The sequence below is a fragment of the Pseudomonas sp. 9.2(2024) genome (assembly GCF_039695385.1).
Taxonomy (GTDB): Bacteria; Pseudomonadota; Gammaproteobacteria; order Pseudomonadales; family Pseudomonadaceae; genus Aquipseudomonas; species Aquipseudomonas paraglycinae.
Genome location: NZ_CP155585.1, coordinates 1577003 through 1594109 on the forward strand (window position 1 = coordinate 1577003; position 17107 = coordinate 1594109).

21 protein-coding genes are annotated in these 17107 nt (G+C 61.7%); all 21 read left to right on the top strand.

Annotated features, from left to right (window positions below; all coding sequences use genetic code 11):
- Positions 1-405 carry a hypothetical protein gene (locus ABFB52_RS06970; protein WP_129973407.1) on the top strand — a complete coding sequence of 135 codons (405 nt, stop codon included), beginning with the start codon at positions 1-3 and terminating at the stop codon, positions 403-405.
- Between the two features lie 100 nt (positions 406-505).
- On the top strand, positions 506-691 hold the full coding sequence (locus ABFB52_RS06975) for a hypothetical protein (protein WP_085612311.1): 186 nt from the start codon (positions 506-508) through the stop codon (positions 689-691).
- A 2-nt stretch (positions 692-693) separates the two neighbouring features.
- Positions 694-1860: a phage tail protein gene (locus tag ABFB52_RS06980; RefSeq protein ID WP_129973406.1), complete on the top strand. Its 1167-nt coding sequence runs from the start codon at positions 694-696 to the stop codon at positions 1858-1860.
- On the top strand, positions 1860-2366 hold the full coding sequence (locus ABFB52_RS06985) for a phage major tail tube protein (protein WP_102686570.1): 507 nt from the start codon (positions 1860-1862) through the stop codon (positions 2364-2366). The genes ABFB52_RS06980 and ABFB52_RS06985 overlap by 1 nt, the downstream gene beginning before the upstream one ends.
- An 80-nt stretch (positions 2367-2446) precedes the next feature.
- Positions 2447-3028, top strand: coding sequence for a phage tail assembly protein (locus tag ABFB52_RS06990; RefSeq protein ID WP_129973405.1), 582 nt, complete (start codon positions 2447-2449; stop codon positions 3026-3028).
- A 128-nt stretch (positions 3029-3156) separates the two neighbouring features.
- The gene (locus tag ABFB52_RS06995; RefSeq protein WP_129973404.1) at positions 3157-5631 is read left to right on the top strand and encodes a phage tail tape measure protein; all 2475 of its coding nucleotides are present in this window, start codon (positions 3157-3159) and stop codon (positions 5629-5631) included.
- On the top strand, positions 5628-6011 hold the full coding sequence (locus ABFB52_RS07000; RefSeq protein WP_129973403.1) for a phage tail protein: 384 nt from the start codon (positions 5628-5630) through the stop codon (positions 6009-6011). Before ABFB52_RS06995 ends, ABFB52_RS07000 begins: the two co-directional genes overlap by 4 nt.
- A complete protein-coding gene (locus ABFB52_RS07005) occupies positions 6004-6216 on the top strand; it encodes a tail protein X (RefSeq protein WP_085605268.1) in 213 nt (70 codons plus the stop codon). The genes ABFB52_RS07000 and ABFB52_RS07005 overlap by 8 nt, the downstream gene beginning before the upstream one ends.
- Positions 6217-6225: 9 nt before the next feature.
- Positions 6226-7254 (top strand): phage late control D family protein, encoded by a 1029-nt coding sequence (locus tag ABFB52_RS07010; RefSeq protein WP_129973402.1) that lies wholly within the window; start codon positions 6226-6228, stop codon positions 7252-7254.
- 61 nt (positions 7255-7315) lie between these two features.
- The gene (locus ABFB52_RS07015) at positions 7316-7900 is read left to right on the top strand and encodes a hypothetical protein (protein WP_102717216.1); all 585 of its coding nucleotides are present in this window, start codon (positions 7316-7318) and stop codon (positions 7898-7900) included.
- Positions 7897-8076: a DUF2635 domain-containing protein gene (locus ABFB52_RS07020; protein WP_007954893.1), complete on the top strand. Its 180-nt coding sequence runs from the start codon at positions 7897-7899 to the stop codon at positions 8074-8076. Before ABFB52_RS07015 ends, ABFB52_RS07020 begins: the two co-directional genes overlap by 4 nt.
- A complete protein-coding gene (locus ABFB52_RS07025) occupies positions 8076-9572 on the top strand; it encodes a phage tail sheath subtilisin-like domain-containing protein (protein ID WP_129973401.1) in 1497 nt (498 codons plus the stop codon). The genes ABFB52_RS07020 and ABFB52_RS07025 overlap by 1 nt, the downstream gene beginning before the upstream one ends.
- A gap of 67 nt (positions 9573-9639) precedes the next feature.
- On the top strand, positions 9640-9987 hold the full coding sequence (locus ABFB52_RS07030) for a phage tail tube protein (protein ID WP_085697365.1): 348 nt from the start codon (positions 9640-9642) through the stop codon (positions 9985-9987).
- Positions 9984-10280, top strand: a complete 297-nt coding sequence (locus ABFB52_RS07035; RefSeq protein ID WP_085748142.1) for a phage tail assembly protein — start codon at positions 9984-9986, stop codon at positions 10278-10280. Before ABFB52_RS07030 ends, ABFB52_RS07035 begins: the two co-directional genes overlap by 4 nt.
- 145 nt (positions 10281-10425) lie before the next feature.
- On the top strand, positions 10426-12282 hold the full coding sequence (locus ABFB52_RS07040) for a hypothetical protein (RefSeq protein ID WP_256656678.1): 1857 nt from the start codon (positions 10426-10428) through the stop codon (positions 12280-12282).
- Positions 12269-13504, top strand: a complete 1236-nt coding sequence (locus tag ABFB52_RS07045) for a DNA circularization N-terminal domain-containing protein (RefSeq protein ID WP_102686575.1) — start codon at positions 12269-12271, stop codon at positions 13502-13504. Before ABFB52_RS07040 ends, ABFB52_RS07045 begins: the two co-directional genes overlap by 14 nt.
- 3 nt (positions 13505-13507) lie before the next feature.
- A complete protein-coding gene (locus tag ABFB52_RS07050) occupies positions 13508-14551 on the top strand; it encodes a phage baseplate assembly protein (RefSeq protein WP_102717220.1) in 1044 nt (347 codons plus the stop codon).
- 27 nt (positions 14552-14578) lie between these two features.
- A complete protein-coding gene (locus ABFB52_RS07055; RefSeq protein WP_102686577.1) occupies positions 14579-15088 on the top strand; it encodes a phage baseplate assembly protein V in 510 nt (169 codons plus the stop codon).
- Positions 15088-15486 (top strand): phage GP46 family protein, encoded by a 399-nt coding sequence (locus ABFB52_RS07060; protein WP_085748147.1) that lies wholly within the window; start codon positions 15088-15090, stop codon positions 15484-15486. Before ABFB52_RS07055 ends, ABFB52_RS07060 begins: the two co-directional genes overlap by 1 nt.
- On the top strand, positions 15476-16519 hold the full coding sequence (locus ABFB52_RS07065; protein ID WP_102686578.1) for a baseplate J/gp47 family protein: 1044 nt from the start codon (positions 15476-15478) through the stop codon (positions 16517-16519). The genes ABFB52_RS07060 and ABFB52_RS07065 overlap by 11 nt, the downstream gene beginning before the upstream one ends.
- Positions 16507-17106 (top strand): putative phage tail protein, encoded by a 600-nt coding sequence (locus ABFB52_RS07070; RefSeq protein WP_085748149.1) that lies wholly within the window; start codon positions 16507-16509, stop codon positions 17104-17106. Before ABFB52_RS07065 ends, ABFB52_RS07070 begins: the two co-directional genes overlap by 13 nt.
- Position 17107 lies beyond the last annotated feature (1 nt).

Genomic DNA, 17107 nt, shown 5'->3' on the forward strand with positions numbered 1-17107 from the left:
ATGAAGTACGTGACATTTGATGCCGCAGGCATTCTCGATTCTCGCCTGATTCGTGGCGTCAACGACATTCCCGAAGGCGCGCTCGAAATTGATGAAAGTCTGTGGATGCGTATTACCCAGGAGCTGGACGGTATCTGGAAACTCGATGATGCCGGAGTCATTTCCAAACACGCTCTGCCTGAGCGACAACCCGCGGAATACACCAGCGAGGAAATCGAGTCTCTTCGTCTGCGCGCATACGCGGACCCCATCACAGGTTCGGATCGGTTTTTTGCCGAAGCGCAACGGATGGAAGCCATGGGTGAAACTGGCTGGGAGGCTATCCGCGCCGCTGGAGTACTCAGGTTCAATGAAATCCAGCAGGAGTTTCCATGGGGGACTTCCTCCGCTCAGGTAACTCAATAGACGCCCCGTACCCCGGGGCGTTTTCTTTGACGCCCAATTCATTCAACACCCGCCAAGCCCCTCCCAACGAGGGGCTTTCCCGTTTATGGAGAAACGAAAAATGGCAACCCGCCAAACCTACACCGTGCTCGTTCCATTCCCCACCGGGGGTGGTCACTGGTCGAGCGTCGGCCAGGAACTCGATCTGCTCGACGTCGAAGCCAGCGCATTGCACAGCGCCGGTCGACTGGAGCTGAAAACATCTACCACCAAGGCCGTGAAGGCCGCTGCCAAGAAGGCTGACTGACTATGGCTGAGGTTCTGAACTTCGAGCACAACGGCATTACCGTCAATGCCACCGAATCCCCCGAGGCCATGGGTGGCCTGGGCGACAACGTCATCGGTCTGGTCGGCACCGCGCCGAAAGCCGATCCGCTGATTCCGCGTAACGCACCGTTTCGCATCAACAGCTTCACCACCCACGCGCTGCTCGATCCGACTGGCTCGGAAGAGGGCACCCTGTACCACGCCGTCTACCAGATCCTCAAAGTGGTCAAGGTGCCGGTGTACGTGGTGATCGTCGAAGCGGGCGCGACCCCGGCCGATACCGTCAACGCCGTGATCGGCGGTGTTGAACCGGCCACCGGCCGCAAGCTTGGTCTGGCCGCATTGGGAAGCGTCCCGGAAGACCTGACCATCATCGGCGCGCCGGGTTTCACCGGCACCAAGGCTGTGGCCAGCGAGTTCGCCTCGTTCGGCAAGCGCATCAAGGCCCGTGTGGTGCTGGACGGCAAGGACGCTTCGGTCGCCGATCAGGTGCTGTACAGCCAGGAGCTGGGCGGTGCGGATCTGGGTTTCGACCGTTGCCTGGTGGTGCACAACATGCCGGCCGTGTACTCGAAAGCGGCGAAGAAAAACGTGTTCCTCGCGCCATCCAGTCTGGCGATTGCCGCGCTGGCCAAGGTCAAGCAATGGGAAAGCGCGGGCAACCAGGTGACCTACGCCGAAGACGTGTCGCGGGTCGTGGAATACAACATCCTCGACACCTCCACCGAAGGCGATCTGCTCAACCGCTACGGCGTCAGCTACTACGCCCGCACCATCCTTGGCGGCTTCTCGCTGCTGGGCAACCGTTCGATCACCGGCAAGTTCATCAGCTACGTCGGTCTGGAAGACGCGATCAGCCGCAAGCTGGTGAAGGCCGGCCAGAAAGCCATGGCGAAGAACCTGACCAAGTCGTTCATGGATCAGGAAGTCAAACGCATCAACGACTGGCTGCAAACCCTGGTCGCCGACGAAACCATTCCCGGCGGCAGCGTGTATCTGCACCCGGAACTCAACAGCGTCGAGAAGTACAAGAACGGCACCTGGTACGTGGTCATCGACTACGGCCGCTACGCGCCGAACGAACACATGGTTTATCAACTCAACGCCCGCGATGAAATCATCGAGCAGTTCCTGGAGGACGTTCTCTAATGTTTACCAACCGCGTAAGACAGGCCATCGCGGCCACCCTGCAAGGCCTGCCGTTGTCGGCAACCGTGGAGGAATTCACTCCGCCGAAAATCGATTTCGACATGGAAAGCATGACGGGCGGTCGCTTCATCGTCGAGGAAATGGCCAAGAGCGCCAAGGCGCTGAATGCCACGCTCAAGCTGCAAGGCACCGGCGCTGAAGTGCTGCTGGCGATGGGCGTGAAACTGGGCGACGACATTCTGCTGAACGTGCGTGAAGCCGGTCAGGATCAGGACGGCAACACCTGGTTCACCTATCACACCATTGGCGGCAAGCTCAAAACCATGGGTGAAGAAGCAATCAAAATGGGTGGCAAAGCCCTGACGACGCTTGAGTTTTCCTGCCGCACCTACAACCGCCTGGAAAACGGCGTGCCGGTGATCGACATCGACGTGCGCACCCAGAAGTTCGTGCTCAACGGCGTCGACATCCTCGGTGATGCCCGTCGTGCGGTGCTGATGCCGTAAGCCTTTCGGCAGATCAGGCACAAAACCTGTGGGCGTTCATGCCCACAGGAATCTTCAAGAACACCCAAGGAATTCCTTTCATGTCGTGGATGCCACCCAAGCATGTTCTGTTGTCGCCGATCACCGGTGACGACGGCTCGCAGATCGAATCGATCCAGCTCAAGCCGCTGTTCTACGCCGCCCAGAAAGAAGCGCTGGAACGCGCAGGCGACGATGAAGACGACCAGTTCTTCGAACTGGCGCTGCTGGCCACCGGCTTGTCGGTCAAGGAACTCGACCAGCTCAAGCGCCCGGACTACGTGACCATCGCGCAGTACGTGCACGAATTCTCGACCCGTCCGGCGTCGTTCTTTCTCGACCAGGTCGAAGACGCGGAACATTCCGATGATCCCGATCAGGTGCAACTGCTGTTGCCGCTCGCCGTCACCGGCCGCACCGTGACTTCGCTGAGTCTGGAAATGCCGGCGCTGCGGGCCACCAAAGTGATGAAGAAACTGAAAACGGCCAAGGAACGCGCCGAGTTCATCACCGCCCATTGCACCGGCCTGATGATCCCCGATCTGGCCCTGTTGAGCGTGCCGGACTGGACGCAATTGCAGGTGCGTATCGACGATTTTTTAAACCAGCCGGCGGCCTTCTTTCAGAACGCGACATCGAAGTAATCCTCGATATCGTGCCGCTCATTTACCCGGTAAGTGAGGCGGAAATTCTGGAGTGGGACGCCGAAAAGGCGTTGCGCCGCTACGACATAGCGATCACTCGCCTTGGCGTGAAAAAGGAGTAGAGCGGCATGGCAGACACATCGTTTTCGCTGATGTACGCCGCGCAAACCGGCGGCGCAGGTTCCGGTTTGTCGGCAGGGGGATCGGCCACGGACAGCCTGATCAAACCACTGTCCGAACTGAAAGAGGCGCTGCTCACGGCCAGCCTGGACATCCGCAGTCTGGTGCGTGAACAGATCAAACTCGGCGCCGTTGTCCTGGGGCTGAACACGGCCATGGCATCGTTCAAGGTGCCAGTTGTAACTGCCGCGCCGGCGGCAGGCGGCGAGAGCAAGTCAAAGCTCAAGGCTGAGATTGAACAACGCTCGCCGCCGGCCTACCTGCAATCGGACATGGCCCTGGAAACCGCCATGGCCCAGCTCAAGCAGGTTCAAGGCCTGAGTGGCGACCTCGACACGCTGTCGAAAGCCAACCTCAAACTGGCCACCGACAAACGGGTTGCCGGCAGTGGGGCGACGGTCGTGGATCTGGTGCAGGTCGAGGTCGCGGCTGGCAGATCCGGGATTGGCGCCGGTCTCAAGGGCGCCGACAAGGAACAAGTGCTGCTGGACTTTGCCCAGGATGCAGCGGTCAATGCGTCGGCGTTCGGCATCAGCCTGAAGTCGGCCGGTGAAATGCTGTCGGCCTGGCAAGTTTCGATGAAACTGGATCGCGCTCAAGGTCAACTGCTGGCCGATGCGACTCAGCAACTGGGCAACAGCGGACTGAATGCGACGGCTGCCGATATCGGTTCGGTCGTGCAGCAATCCGGCGAGTCGGCCGTTGCAGCGGGGATTCTGCCCGAGCAGTTGGCGGCGCTGTCAGCCGCGTTGCTCAACGCTGACGTCGACAAGGCCGGGGCCGGGGCAGCGGTGAAAAGCATCAGCGCAGCCCTGGGCAAAGGCACCCAAGGCTCGGCGGCCGAGCAGTCGGCGTGGAAGGCGTTGGGGCTTGATCCCGGCAAGCTGACCGAAAACGTACCGGACAACCTTGTCAAAGCGTTGGCGACATTGAAGCAACAACCGGCAGAGCAGCAAGCGGCGCTGGTCAAGACACTTTTCAGTGGCGACGACGGTGTACGCAAACTGCTGGCGAAACCTGAAGACCTGCAAAAAGCATTTGCGCTGGTCGCTCCGGCCAAACTGGAAGGAACGTCGACGCTTGTGTCCTCGCAAGCAGCCCAGAGCAGCCTGGCATCGTCATTCGCGGGTCTGGGAGGTGTGCGTCAGTGGATGGGCAAACCCGGCGAGGCACAGACGCCAATTTCATTGCTCAAGCCCGATGATCCACTGACACCGGCATACAGCGGCGCGATTGAACGCAGCGCCGAGCCTGCGGGCAAAGACCCGCAGCGAAGCTGGAACGCGTTCGATGCCAGTCTCAATCGTCTGATCACGGCGTTGGCGCCGGATGCGACCGGCACGCTGGACTCGCTGACGAATATGACCAATGGCGTGGCCGATATGGCTGAAGCCCATCCCAAGACCTCGACGGCATTGGCCCTTGCGGGCGCTGGACTGTCGGCCATCGTAGTCGCGGTGATGGCCAAGGCATTCGGCAATTTCACCGACAAACTGCTCAAGGGCGTCGCTTCAAAATTGCCGTTCGGTCTTGGCGGTCTGATTGCCGATATTGGAGACCCGAAAGCGAAGAAAACGTCCGCCGGAGATAGCGCGGGCCATGACTGTTGCTGCTGCAAACCGCTGGGTGGCGGGACAGGCGGCAAGCTCAAGCCTCGCCAGTCAAGCATCAGGGCTCGAGTCGGACGTGAAAAAATCGGTCGGGTGACCCCTCGGGCACCACGGATCAGTGCACCGTCGGCACCGCTCGCGCCGCCGACTCGACCCGTTTTGCCCCTCATGTCCGGCACGCCCATACCGGGAACCATGACGGCATTTGCAGGCTCATCAGCCGTCAGTTCTGCACCGGCCGCTCCACTGTCCGGTTCTTACGCCAGGGCAGGCAGACTGCTTGCCAGACGGGCACCGCCGCTGCGGTTGCTCAGCGCCGGATACGAAATGGTCACCGGCGTCATGAAGGGCGATAAGCGTGCCGTCGTGTCGTCGGGTGCATCGTTAGCGGGGTCGTCTGCCGGTGCCGCTGTCGGTGCTGCACTGGGTACGTTGATTCTGCCGGGTGTGGGCACCATGGTCGGCGGCTGGCTGGGGAGCATGGCGGGCGGGGCCATCGGTGATTCCCTGGGCGACAAGCTAGGGAAACAAGTCGATCGTCTCGGCACTCCTGCACAGGTCAGTAAAGACCTGATCGCGACCTCGGCGACCTCCACGATCCCCGCGGCACTTGCCACCACAGCCTCTACAGCCGCGAGCCAGCCTGTCACGTTCAACTCCACCATCCACATTAACGGTCAGGATCAGGGCAGCGCCCAGGCACTGGCTAATCTGGTGGTGCAGACAACGATGAGCCAGTTGGGCCAGATCATGCCGACCAATCCGCTCGCCACACGACGTGACGCAGCCCTGACCGATGGAGTCGCCACATGAAACAACAAATGGCACTGGGCAGTTTCATCTTCGGTTTGTCCCGGGATTTTGCCTACAGCACGCTGGCGCGAAAGTCCGAGGGTGGCTGGACCGAGTTGCAGATCCTCAACAGCAAACCCAGATCCCATCAGACAGGGCAGAAGCCTGAAACCCTGACCATCTCCGGCACCTCGATGTACGCCGTGGGGATGGAACGGCTCGATGAACTGCGTGCGCTGCAAGCACTGCGTGCACCGTTGCCGTTGATTGACGGCATTGGCCGCAACTGGGGTTTGTGGCGGATCAACAGCATCGACGAAAACCAGAGCGAGGTCATCGATGACGGCACCGCGATGGTGATCAAGTGGGTCATCGGATTGTCGGAGTTCAACAATGCGTAAGGTACGAAGCGTGGCCGGTGACTCGGTGAATCTGTTGCTGTACCGCGAAACCGGTCGCAGCGATGACAGCGCCGAAGAAGCCCTGTGGACACTCAACCCGACCCTGGCCGAGCACGGCCCGATCCTGCCGGCAGGTGTCTGGGTGACGCTGCCGGAACTCGACAGCAGGCCCGCCGCAATCAAACCGGTTCTGGCCTGGGATTAAGGAGGCTGCATGGCACAGGGATTTACGCCGGCGATCGAAATCTACGGCGCCCACAAGGACCTGCTGAACCAGCGCCTGATCAGTTGGGAACACATCGATGCCGCCGGCATGGAGTCCGATCAACTGACGCTGGTGCTCGATCTGGAAGGCCTTGAAGGCTTGCCGACCCTGGGCGGAACCATCGGCCTGCGGGTGGGCTATCTGGAGACCGGACTGGTGGAAAAGGGCCAGTTCAAGGTGACCCGACTGACGCCGACGCTGTTCCCGCTGCGCCTGACGCTGGTCGCGACCGCCGCACCTTTCAGCGGCAAGGACGAGACCCGATTCAAGGAACGGCGCACGGCCAGTCATGGCCCTACAACCCTTGGCGGACTGTTTCGCGAGCTGGTCTCGAGACACGGATTCTCGCCGCGCGTCGACCCCGAACTGGCGCTGATCAGGATCGCCCATGTCGACCAGTCGAACGAAACCGACATGGGCTTCATCACACGCCTGGCGAAAAAGTACGACGCGGTGGCCAAACCGTTCAACGACCTCTACGTACTGGCGAAACCGGCGCAACTGAAAAACCTGTCGGGACAGGTCATACCGGACGTCAGGCTGTCGGTCACCCACAACAATCGACCGGGCGATCACGCCTTCATCAGCGCCACGCTGGAAGAAACCGCCCGAACCCAGAATCAGGGTTGCAAAACCTCCTTTTGGGACAGTGCGCTCGGCAAACTGCGCGAAGTGGTCACCGGTTCCGAACCCTACAAGGTCATCCGCCAGAGACTGGCCAGCGAAGAAGAAGCCAAAGCCATCGGCGAGGCCGAAGTGCGCAAGATGCTGCGCGAGAAATACAAGCTGAAGGTCACCTGTCCGGGCGATCCGTTGCTGGCGGCCGAAGGTCTGCTGGTGCTCGACGATACCTGGCCGGATTTCATGCGCGGGCGCTGGTCGATTGAAAAGGTCACGGCCAGCGGCAAGCGCGAGGAAAGCTATCGCTGTCTGATCGAAGCAAACGGCCGGGATCCCGAGGCAAAAGCCAGGGACTGATCCCCCGATCTCACCGCCACACACCTCACTGTGGCCACTCACACATCCTGGAACGCTCCCCATGAAGATCTCCCCGATCCTCACGCAGCTGCGTGCGCAATGCCCAAGCCTTGCCGGCCATATCGCGACAGGTGTCGACCTGGTGCTTCTGCAAGGCGACCCGAATCTGCCGATGCCCTCGGCCCATGTTTTACCGCTGGCTGACGTAGCCAGCGCCAGCACCGCACAGAACTCCCTCAGCCAGCCGATCCGCGACCGCTTCGAAATCATCCTGGTACTGGATGCCACGGACGCCACAAAAGCGCTGGATCTGTTGCACGACCTGCGCGCCGAACTGTGGCGTGCGCTGGTGGGGTTCAAACCCGATTCCAACTACAGCGCCATCGTTTACGACGGCGGCGAAACGGTCTCGATCAACAGCAGCCGCGCGTTCTACCGGCTGCGCTTTTTTGCCGAGTTCCAGCTGGGCCGCAATCTGCCAAGTCAGCCTGCGGAGAGCTGGCACGAACGCGAACTGGACGGTTTGTCGTCCTTTACCGGGGCCACCGTGCGGGTTGATGCGATCGACCCGGCCGACCCCAACCTGAAACGCCCGGGCCCTGACGGGCGCGTGGAACTGACTTTCTCTGGAGACGTAACCCCATGAGCAACCGCATCACCGTAGTGCCGGCCGCCGGCCGTGCCGTGCCGGACCCGGAAGCAGGCGACCTGCTGCCACTGGAAGGCCGTGAAGTGCTGGACAGCGCCTGGTGGCGCCGGCGTCTGGCCGACGGCGATATCACCCTCAAAACCGCAACAGCTAAACAAAAGGGAGCCAAATAATGGCGATCGGATTCAGCAACATCCCTGCGGACATTCGTGTACCGCTGTTCTATGCCGAAATGGACAACTCGGCCGCCAATAGCGCGACCTCGTCCATGCGTCGCCTGATCGTGGCGCAGGTCAACGACGACATCGCTCCGGGCGAAGTCGGCAAACTGGTGCTGGTTTCCAGCGTGGCGCTGGCCAAGAGCATTGGTGGCCAGGGCTCGATGCTCGCGTCCATGTACGAAACCTTCCGCAAGGCTGACCCGATCGGCGAGATCTGGTGCCTGCCGCTGCACAACGCTACCGGCGCCATCGCCAAAGGCGTCGTGACCCTGACCGGCACCGCGACCCAGGCTGGCGTGCTCAACCTGTATGTCGGCGGCGTCCGCGTACAGGCCACCATCGCCAACGGCGCCACCGCTGCACAGGCTGCAACTGCTTTGGCGCAGAAGGTCAACGCCACCGCCGATCTGCCGGTGAGCGCGACGGTCGCAGAGGGTGTGGTAACGCTCAACGCCAAATGGACTGGCGACAGCGGTAACGACATCAGTCTGCAATTCAATCGCCTGGGCAAGAGCAACGGCGAAGAAACGCCGGCCGGCCTGGTCACCGCGATCACGCCGATGATCGGTGGCGTCGGCGTGCCGGATCAGGTGGCAGCGGTTGCTGCGCTGGGTGACGAGCCGTTCGAGTTTATCGCTCTGCCATGGTCCGACCTGGCCACCCTCAACACCTGGCAAGCGGTGATGGACGACAGCACCGGTCGCTGGTCGTGGGCCAAGCAACTGTTCGGTCACGTGTACAGCGCCAAGCGCGGCACCGTCGGCACTCTGGTGGCAGCCGGTCAGGCGCGTAACGACCAGCACGTGACCATTCAGGCGCTGGAGCAGGGCGTTCCGCAACCGGTCTGGGTGCAAGCCGCCGCATTGACTGCGCGCACCGCCGTGTTCATTTCCGCCGACGCCAGCCGTCCGACCCAGAGCGGCAGCCTGCCGGGTGTCGATCCGGCCCCGGCCAGCGAGCGCTTCACCCTGACCGAGCGTCAGTCGCTGCTCAACTACGGCATCGCCACCGCGTACTACGAAGGCGGCTACGTGCGCATCCAGCGCTCGATCACCACCTACCAGAAGAACGCCTACGGCCAGGCTGATAACTCGTACCTGGACAGCGAAACCATGCACCAGTCGGCGTTCATCGTGCGTCGTCTGCAAAGCGTGATCACCAGCAAATACGGTCGCCACAAACTGGCCTCCGACGGCACCCGCTTCGGCGCCGGCCAGCCGATCGTCACGCCGGCAACCATTCGCGGTGAGCTGATCGCCCAGTACGCCAAGCTCGAACTCGAAGGCCACGTGGAAAACGCCGAGCTGTTCGCCGAGCACCTGATCGTCGAGCGCGACGTGCAGGACCCGAGCCGCGTGAACGTGCTGTTCCCGCCGGATTACATCAACGGTCTGCGCGTGTTCGCACTGCTCAACCAGTTCCGTCTGCAGTACGACGACGTCGCCTGATCGGCGCGTTTGACACTGTGATTTCAGCCCACCTTGCGTGGGCTTTTTATTTGAAGGGAGTAACACCATGGGTCAACTGATTGCAGGCACCTGCTACGTCAAGGTCGACGGTGCACAACTGACTATCAATGGCGGCTGCGAAGCCCCGCTGATGGCCGTCAAACGCGAAACCGTCGTGCCGGGTTTCTACAAGGAAACCGACGTCGCGCCGTCGTTCAAGGTGACCGCGCTGCACACCGCCGACTTCCCGCTGAAGAAGCTGATCGAAGGCACCGATATCACCGTCACCTGCGAATTCAGCAACGGCAAAGTCTACGTACTGGCCGGTGCCTACCTGGTCGAAGAGCCAGTCTCCAAAGGCGATGACGCCACCATCGAACTGAAATTCGAAGGCATCAAGGGGACCTGGCAATGAGCGGCGCCGTGAAGCTTCAAGTTGCGATCGAAGCTCACGGCGAGCCCCTGACCGAACTCGTCCTGCGCCGTCCGACGGTGCAGGAGGTGCGAGCGATCAAGGCGCTGCCGTACAAGATCGACAAGAGCGAAGAGGTCAGCCTCGACATGGACGTGGCGGCCAAATACATCGCCGTGTGCGCCGGCATTCCGCCGTCGTCGGTCAACCAGCTGGACCTGGCTGACCTCAACGCGCTGAGCTGGGCCGTTGCAGGTTTTTTCATGAGTGCGGCGTCGGAACCATCACCGACCTGATTTCGGTCGCCTATGACCTGGCCTGGTTCTGGAAGGTTGACCCCGAACAGATGATGGCCAGGCCACTGGATGTGCTTCGCGAATCGCTGGAGCACGCGCAACGGATCAATGCGATGCAGCAGGTGCAGTGATGGGTAATACACAATTGAGCCTGATCCCGCAGAACTTCCCCGTCACGGTCAACATGCTCGTGGTGCTCAAGGGCGCCGAGAAAATGGAGGCCGAGATGAAGGGGCTGCGCGGCAAGGTCGCAGCATTCAAGAAAAGCATGGAAGACAGCGGCCTGGAGCCGCTGGATGTCGCCGGATTCATTTCCGAAGGTGGCCTGCTCAAGCCGTTTCAAGACGGCATCAAGAAGGCCATCGAAGCGCAGGATGCGCTGGCGAAGAAAGTCCGGGCGAACAAGGGGCTGAAAGTGCCCAAGGTTGTGCACGGAGAAACCTCGGCCAACCTTGAGAAGTTCAACAAGGCACTGGACAAGGTATCGCTGAAGATCGGTCAGGCGCTGTTGCCGGCAGTCAACAGCATCGTCACCGCTATCACGCCGGTGATCACCTCGATTGGTCAGTTCCTCGCGAACAATCCGTACCTCGTCGAGGGACTGGCTGCCGCGGCGGTGGCGTTCACGGTGGTGACGGTCGGTGCAATGGGGCTCGTCGCAGTGCTGGGCATCCTGGCTTCACCGATCGGCCTTGTTGCTGCGGCCATCGCCGGGGCTGTGGCGCTGATTGTGATTGGTGCGCGCCTGATCACCAACAACTGGTCTTCGATTTCCGGGGTCTTCAGCAAAATGTGGGCGTTCACCCGTGAGGCCTTCGATAGCGGAGTCACATCCGTGAAGGAGGGACTGGCTTCGATGGGCGCCTCTGTCGGCAAAACGTGGGATGAGACAGTTGAGCTGTTCTCTGCGGGCGTCGACACCGTCACGAAGTTCTTCGACGAGACCGTGGCGAGCGCGACGGCGGGTATCGAGGCACTCAGTACGAAGTTCTCTTTCTCGCCTCGCGAGGTGATGGACAAGGCGCTGGCAACCGCCGGTACAGTCATCAGTGACTTCTTTGACAGTACGATCGCCAGGACGAAGGCGGGTATCGAAGCACTCAGTGCGAAGTTCTCTTTCTCGCCTCGCGAGGTGATGGACAAGGCGCTGAAAACCGCCAGTACGGTCGTCAGTGATTTCTGGGACAGTGCGGTCGCCAATGCAACGACCGGCATCGAAAAACTCAAGGCCTCGTTCTCGTTTTCGCCCCGTGAAGTGCTGAGCCAGGCGCTGGCCACTGCCAGTGGTGTGGTCGGTGATTTTTACAACGGCGTGGTAGCCAGCGCAGGGGCGGGTGTGGAGTCGCTCAAGGCGCGGTTCAGTTGGTCGCCGATCCAGACCATCAACGAAGCCTGGCAGCCGGTCACTGATGTGTTCTCGGCGCTGCGGGATGTCGTTGGGGCTTCCATGGCCTCGTTGCAGGACAGCTTGCGCCGAGTGTTCGACGTCTTGCCTGTGGAGTCCGCAACGGCGGCCTGGGGTGGCGTGACAGGCTACTTTTCCGGTTTGTGGGCATCGTTGACCACGGATGCGCAATCGGTGAAGGGTGTGTTCGGTGACCTTTTCGGCCAGTCTCCGCTGGACTCGATCAAACAGAAGTGGGAGCCCGTCATCGTCTGGTTCAGTGATATGTGGACGAGGCTGCAGAGCATCTTCGGACAGGTCAAGGAACTGCTGGGTGGCCATTTCTCCGGATTCTTCGAAACCGTAACCGGCAGCGCTGCGACACCTGCGGGGGCGGCCGGGTTGAACAGTCCGTTGCCACAGTCCTCCAGCGCCCTGATCCAGCAAAGTGCCGCCAACAGCCGCACGCAACTCGAAGGCGGCCTGACGGTGCGCTTCGAAAATGCGCCGGCCGGGCTGCGTACCGATCAACCGCAAACCAATCAGCCGGGCCTGGCGCTGTCTTCGCGCATCGGCTATCGCTCGCTGTCCATGGGAGGTTCCAATGAACTGGCGTGACCGTTTGGTGCCGGCGTCCTTTCGTGGGGTCGGTTTTTGGGTCGATCAGGCGAAAACCCCGGTCGGCCGCAACGGGCAATTACACGAATATCCGCAACGCGACCTGCCGTTTTTCGAGGATCTCGGCCAGCAGGCCAAGACCCACGACCTGACGGCTTTCATCGTCGGCCCCGATTGCCTCGAGCAGCGCGACAAGCTGCTCAAGGCGCTGGAGCAAGGCAGCGGCGAACTGGTGCATCCGTGGCTGGGGCGCCTGCAGGTCAAGGTCGGCGAATGCGACATGACCCACACCCGCCAGGATGGCGGGCTGGTGACTTTCGCACTGAAGTTCTACCCCGACCGTCCTTTGCCGTTTCCGACCGCCACCGTCAGCACGCAGAAGGTGCTTCTGGCCAAGGCTGATACCTTGCTGGGTTCTGCGGTGGCACGTTTCGAACAGGCCATGACCCTGATCAAGGCTGCGCGGATCGGCATCGCCAATCTGCGCAATAGCCTCACCGGGGTCTATGACGTGATCAAGGAACAGCTCAAGCCACTGATCGAGCAGTACAAAGAGATCACCGAGCTGGTCAAGGCCGTCAAGGAACTGCCCAAGGAAGTGGCGGCGGAGTTCAAGGGGCTGCTGGGCGATATCAAGGAGCTGAAGGCGTTTGCGAAGGAGGGCTATCGTGGCGTGATTGCCGACGTGTCCCAACAGATCGAAGCCATCCGCAAGGCCGATGCGCCGAAACTCACCACCGGCAAGGACACCACGGCAGCGGCGCAGGCCATGGCCGATCTGGTGCAGGACACGCTGATCGTGAAAGTGGCGCAGTGGGTCGCCTCGATGCCGGTGGCTTCGACACCGGTGAAACTGACGTCGACGCCCACGGTGGCGCAACAGGCGATTCAACCGGTTACCCGCCAGGAAGTGCCGGTCACCGACGATCTGCAACTGCTGCAAAAAGAGCTGGTCGAGGCGCTCCAGCTGGCGCAGAACAAGGCCGATCCCGCGCACTATCAAGCCATCAGCGATGTGAAGGAAGCGCTGATCGCGCACCTCAAGGCTGTGGCGTCGTCCGGTGTGCGACTGGTCAGCAAGTCGTTTCAGGAAAGCCTGCCGGCGCTGGTCGTGGCCTACAAGCAATTTGCCGATGCGACCCGGGTCACGGAAGTGACCCAGCGCAACGGCATCGCTCATCCGGTGTTCTCACCCAACGATGTGAAAGTCTCCAGGGAGTGAGCCATGGACGAGATGGACAACCACGTCACACTGACGGTCGGCGACATGGAATATGGCGGCTGGAAAAGCGTGGAAATCAGCGCCGATCTGGAGCGCCAGTTCCGCACCTTCAAACTCGATATCACCTGGCAATGGCCGGGACAGACCGTCGATCAGCGGATCAAGGCTGGCGACCCGTGCGAGGTGCGGATCGGCAAGGATCTGGTCCTCACCGGATACGTCTTCAAATCCCCGATCAGCTATGACGGGCGGCAGATCAGCCTGAGTGTCGAGGGCAGTTCCAAGACCCAGGATCTGGTGGATTGTGCGGCGCGAAACATCCCCGGCCAATGGCAGGATCAATCGCTGTTGAACATCGTCCAGGCCCTGGCCGGGGAATACACGCAGTTTGTGGTCAACGAGATTCCCGAGACTGCACGCCTGAGCAAGCACACGATCGTCCCGGGTGAAACGGTGTTTCAGTCGATCGATCGTCTGCTCTCGCTGTACCGGGTGTTTTCCACCGATGACGCCGAAGGTCGACTGGTGCTGGCCAGACCGGGCAGCGGCGGCCGCGCCAGCGATGCGCTGGAGCTGGGCAAGAACATCCTGTCGGCCAACGCGCCGATGGATTACAGCCAGGTGTTCTCCGAATACCGGGTGATCGGCCAGCAAAAGGGCAACGACAAGAAGAGTGGGGCGGCGGTCAGCGAGGTTGAATCCAGTGCGACCGATCTGACATTCAAGCGTCGACGCACCACCATCATCAACGAAGGCTCGCAACTCACGTTCGAACTGGCCCAGCAACGGGCCCAGTGGGAAAGCGCCACGCGCATGGGCCGGGCGCTGACCACCACCTATCAGGTGCAGGGCTGGCGCCAGTCCAACGGCGATCTGTGGCGCCACAACACGCTGGTGAAGGTCAAGGATCCGGTACTCGGGTTCGATGAAGACATGCTGATTTCCAAGGTCACGTACTCGTTGTCGGCGCAAGGCTCGGTGACCACCCTGCAAGTGGCGCCGCCGCATACCTTCGACGCCAATCCGATCCCACCGAAAAAAGCCTGAGCCGGCACCTCCCTCCAAGGAAACCCTATGAGCCTACTGACACGCCTGCTGGCGCGCGGCACTGTCGTGCTCGCCAGTTCGGCCTCCAAGCTGCAATCGCTGCAAATGCGCCTCACCGCCGGTGAAGTGAACGACGACGTGGAGCACTTCGAACCCTACGGTTTCACCAGCCATCCATTGGCCGGTGCCGAAGGCGTCGTCACGTTTCTCGGCGGTGACCGCTCTCATGCCATCGCCCTGGTGGTCGCTGACCGCCGTTACCGCCTGCAATCGCTGGCGGCCGGCGAGGTGGCGATCTACACCGACGAGGGCGACAAAATCCACTTCAAGCGCGGGCGGATCATCGACATCGAAACCGCCACGCTCAATATCCGCGCAAGTACGGCCGTGAACTTCGACACACCGGTGATCAACCAGACCGGCAAGATCTTGTCCACCGGCGATCAGGTGGCCGGCGGCATCAGCCAGATCAAGCACGTGCACGTCGGCGTGCAGGCCGGTAGCGGCCAGACCGGTGCGCCGGCGGGAGGCCAGTGATGTTTATCAGTCAAAACCTGCACGCCGCGCTGACTCGCGCGGTGTTGATCAGCCTTTTTACCTGGCGCCGCGCTGCCGACGACGATGCCCTCGACGACGAGGAACGTTACGGCTGGTGGGGCGACACTTTTCCCACCGTGGCCAATGACCGCATCGGTTCGCGGCTGTGGCTGCTGCGTCGGGTCAAGCTGACCCGCCAGACACAGATGGACGCCGAGTTCTACGCCCGTGAAGCCTTGCAATGGCTGATCGACGACGGCCATTGCAGCGCCATCGACATCATCAGCGAACGCCTCGACGCCCAGCGCCTGAACCTGCGCACGGTCCTGACCCTGGCCGACGGCGAGCGCCTGGACATCAACCCCGAAAACAGTTGGCAGGTGATCTATGCCGTTTGAAACCCCTTCGCTGCCGGTGCTGATCAAGCGCACCCAAAGCGACCTGGCCGGCGATTCGCTGCGCCAGTCCGATGCGCAAGTCCTGGCCCGCACCCTCGGTGGTGCGGTCTATGGACTGTATGGCTATCTCGATTGGATCGCCGAGCAGATCCTGCCCGATACGGCCGATGAGTCGACCCTGGAACGGATCGCCGCCCTGCGTCTGAACCAGCCGCGCAAATCCGCGCAGGTTGCCACCGGCAGCGTCAGCTTCAGTGCCAGCGCCGGGGCGGTGCTGGATGTCGACACGTTGCTGCAATCGAATGACGGCCGGACTTACCGGGTCACTGCCGCACGCACCACCAGCAACGGCGTCAACAGCACGACCATTGCGGCCCTGGATCCCGGTAGCCAGGGCAATGCCGATGCCGGGCTGACACTGGTGCCGGTGCAACCGATTCTGGGCATTGCCGGTAACAGCTTTACCGTCCTGGCACCCGGGCTGACGGGCGGCATCGCCCGGGAAAGTCTGGAGTCCCTGCGTTCGCGGGTGATCCGCTCCTACCGCCTCATTCCTCACGGCGGTTCGGCCCAGGACTACGAGACATGGGCGCTGGAGTGCCCCGGGATCACCCGGGCATGGTGTCGCGGCAACTTCCTGGGGCCGGGCACGGTCGGCGTATTCGTCATGCGGGACGACGATGCGCAGCCCATCCCCAATGACGAGCAGCTCGCTGAAGTACAGGCCTATATCGAACAGTTGCGGCCGGTGACGGCGGATGTGCGGGTGCTCGCCCCGGTGCAAGTGTTGGTCAGCTACAAGCTGCGCATCACCCCCGATACCAGCGCAGTGCGGGCAGCGATCGAAAGTCAGCTGCGTGACTTGCACAACCGAGAAGCCGGGCTGGGGGAGACCTTGTTGCTCAGCCATATCTCCGAAGCCATCAGCAGTGCGACCGGTGAGACCGACCACTCGCTCACCTCTCCAAAAGCCAACGTGACAGCCGCCAGCAACGAGTTGCTGACCTTTGGAGGTTGCGAATGGCTGTCCTGAGAAATGCCGAGCAATACCGCAGTCAACTGCGCAGCCTGCTGCCCAGTGGTCCGGCCTGGGAACTGGAGCGTCTGCCGGAACTGGGCCAGGTGCTCGATGGCATCGCTGCGGAGCTGGCACGACTGGATGCGCGCGCCATCGTCCTGCTGAACGAGATGGATCCGGCTGGCGTCAGCGAGCTGGTGCCGGACTGGGAACGGGTCATGAACCTGCCGGATCCGTGCCTTGGCGCTACGCCCCTGTACGACGATCGACGCCTTGCCGTACGCCGGCGATTGCTGGCGGTGGGCGGACAGACGGCCGCGTATTTCATTCAGATCGCTCGCAGCCAGGGCTATCCGGACGCCACCGTCACCGAACTTCGGGCACCCCGCATGGGGCGCTCAAGGTTTGGTCAGGCGCATTTCGGGACCTGGAAGGCGCAGTTCATGTGGGTACTCAACACCGGTGGGCGCCTGTCGCTGGGCCGTCGTTATGGCGCCAGTTACTGGGGCGAACGTTTTGGCATGAACCCGGGCTCTGCCCTGGAATGCCTGATTCACCGCAGCGCACCGGCTCATACGCAGGTGCAGATCAATTATGACTAAG

Bases quoted from the DNA above. Each gene is read 5' to 3' on its own strand.
- ABFB52_RS06970 (WP_129973407.1), top strand. From the start codon at position 1: ATGAAGTACGTGACATTTGATGCCGCAGGCATTCTCGATTCTCGCCTG.
- ABFB52_RS06975 (WP_085612311.1), top strand. From the start codon at position 506: ATGGCAACCCGCCAAACCTACACCGTGCTCGTTCCATTCCCCACCGGG.
- ABFB52_RS06980 (WP_129973406.1), top strand. From the start codon at position 694: ATGGCTGAGGTTCTGAACTTCGAGCACAACGGCATTACCGTCAATGCC.
- ABFB52_RS06985 (WP_102686570.1), top strand. From the start codon at position 1,860: ATGTTTACCAACCGCGTAAGACAGGCCATCGCGGCCACCCTGCAAGGC.
- ABFB52_RS06990 (WP_129973405.1), top strand. From the start codon at position 2,447: ATGTCGTGGATGCCACCCAAGCATGTTCTGTTGTCGCCGATCACCGGT.
- ABFB52_RS06995 (WP_129973404.1), top strand. From the start codon at position 3,157: ATGGCAGACACATCGTTTTCGCTGATGTACGCCGCGCAAACCGGCGGC.
- ABFB52_RS07000 (WP_129973403.1), top strand. From the start codon at position 5,628: ATGAAACAACAAATGGCACTGGGCAGTTTCATCTTCGGTTTGTCCCGG.
- ABFB52_RS07005 (WP_085605268.1), top strand. From the start codon at position 6,004: ATGCGTAAGGTACGAAGCGTGGCCGGTGACTCGGTGAATCTGTTGCTG.
- ABFB52_RS07010 (WP_129973402.1), top strand. From the start codon at position 6,226: ATGGCACAGGGATTTACGCCGGCGATCGAAATCTACGGCGCCCACAAG.
- ABFB52_RS07015 (WP_102717216.1), top strand. From the start codon at position 7,316: ATGAAGATCTCCCCGATCCTCACGCAGCTGCGTGCGCAATGCCCAAGC.
- ABFB52_RS07020 (WP_007954893.1), top strand. From the start codon at position 7,897: ATGAGCAACCGCATCACCGTAGTGCCGGCCGCCGGCCGTGCCGTGCCG.
- ABFB52_RS07025 (WP_129973401.1), top strand. From the start codon at position 8,076: ATGGCGATCGGATTCAGCAACATCCCTGCGGACATTCGTGTACCGCTG.
- ABFB52_RS07030 (WP_085697365.1), top strand. From the start codon at position 9,640: ATGGGTCAACTGATTGCAGGCACCTGCTACGTCAAGGTCGACGGTGCA.
- ABFB52_RS07035 (WP_085748142.1), top strand. From the start codon at position 9,984: ATGAGCGGCGCCGTGAAGCTTCAAGTTGCGATCGAAGCTCACGGCGAG.
- ABFB52_RS07045 (WP_102686575.1), top strand. From the start codon at position 12,269: ATGAACTGGCGTGACCGTTTGGTGCCGGCGTCCTTTCGTGGGGTCGGT.
- ABFB52_RS07050 (WP_102717220.1), top strand. From the start codon at position 13,508: ATGGACGAGATGGACAACCACGTCACACTGACGGTCGGCGACATGGAA.
- ABFB52_RS07055 (WP_102686577.1), top strand. From the start codon at position 14,579: ATGAGCCTACTGACACGCCTGCTGGCGCGCGGCACTGTCGTGCTCGCC.
- ABFB52_RS07060 (WP_085748147.1), top strand. From the start codon at position 15,088: ATGTTTATCAGTCAAAACCTGCACGCCGCGCTGACTCGCGCGGTGTTG.
- ABFB52_RS07065 (WP_102686578.1), top strand. From the start codon at position 15,476: ATGCCGTTTGAAACCCCTTCGCTGCCGGTGCTGATCAAGCGCACCCAA.
- ABFB52_RS07070 (WP_085748149.1), top strand. From the start codon at position 16,507: ATGGCTGTCCTGAGAAATGCCGAGCAATACCGCAGTCAACTGCGCAGC.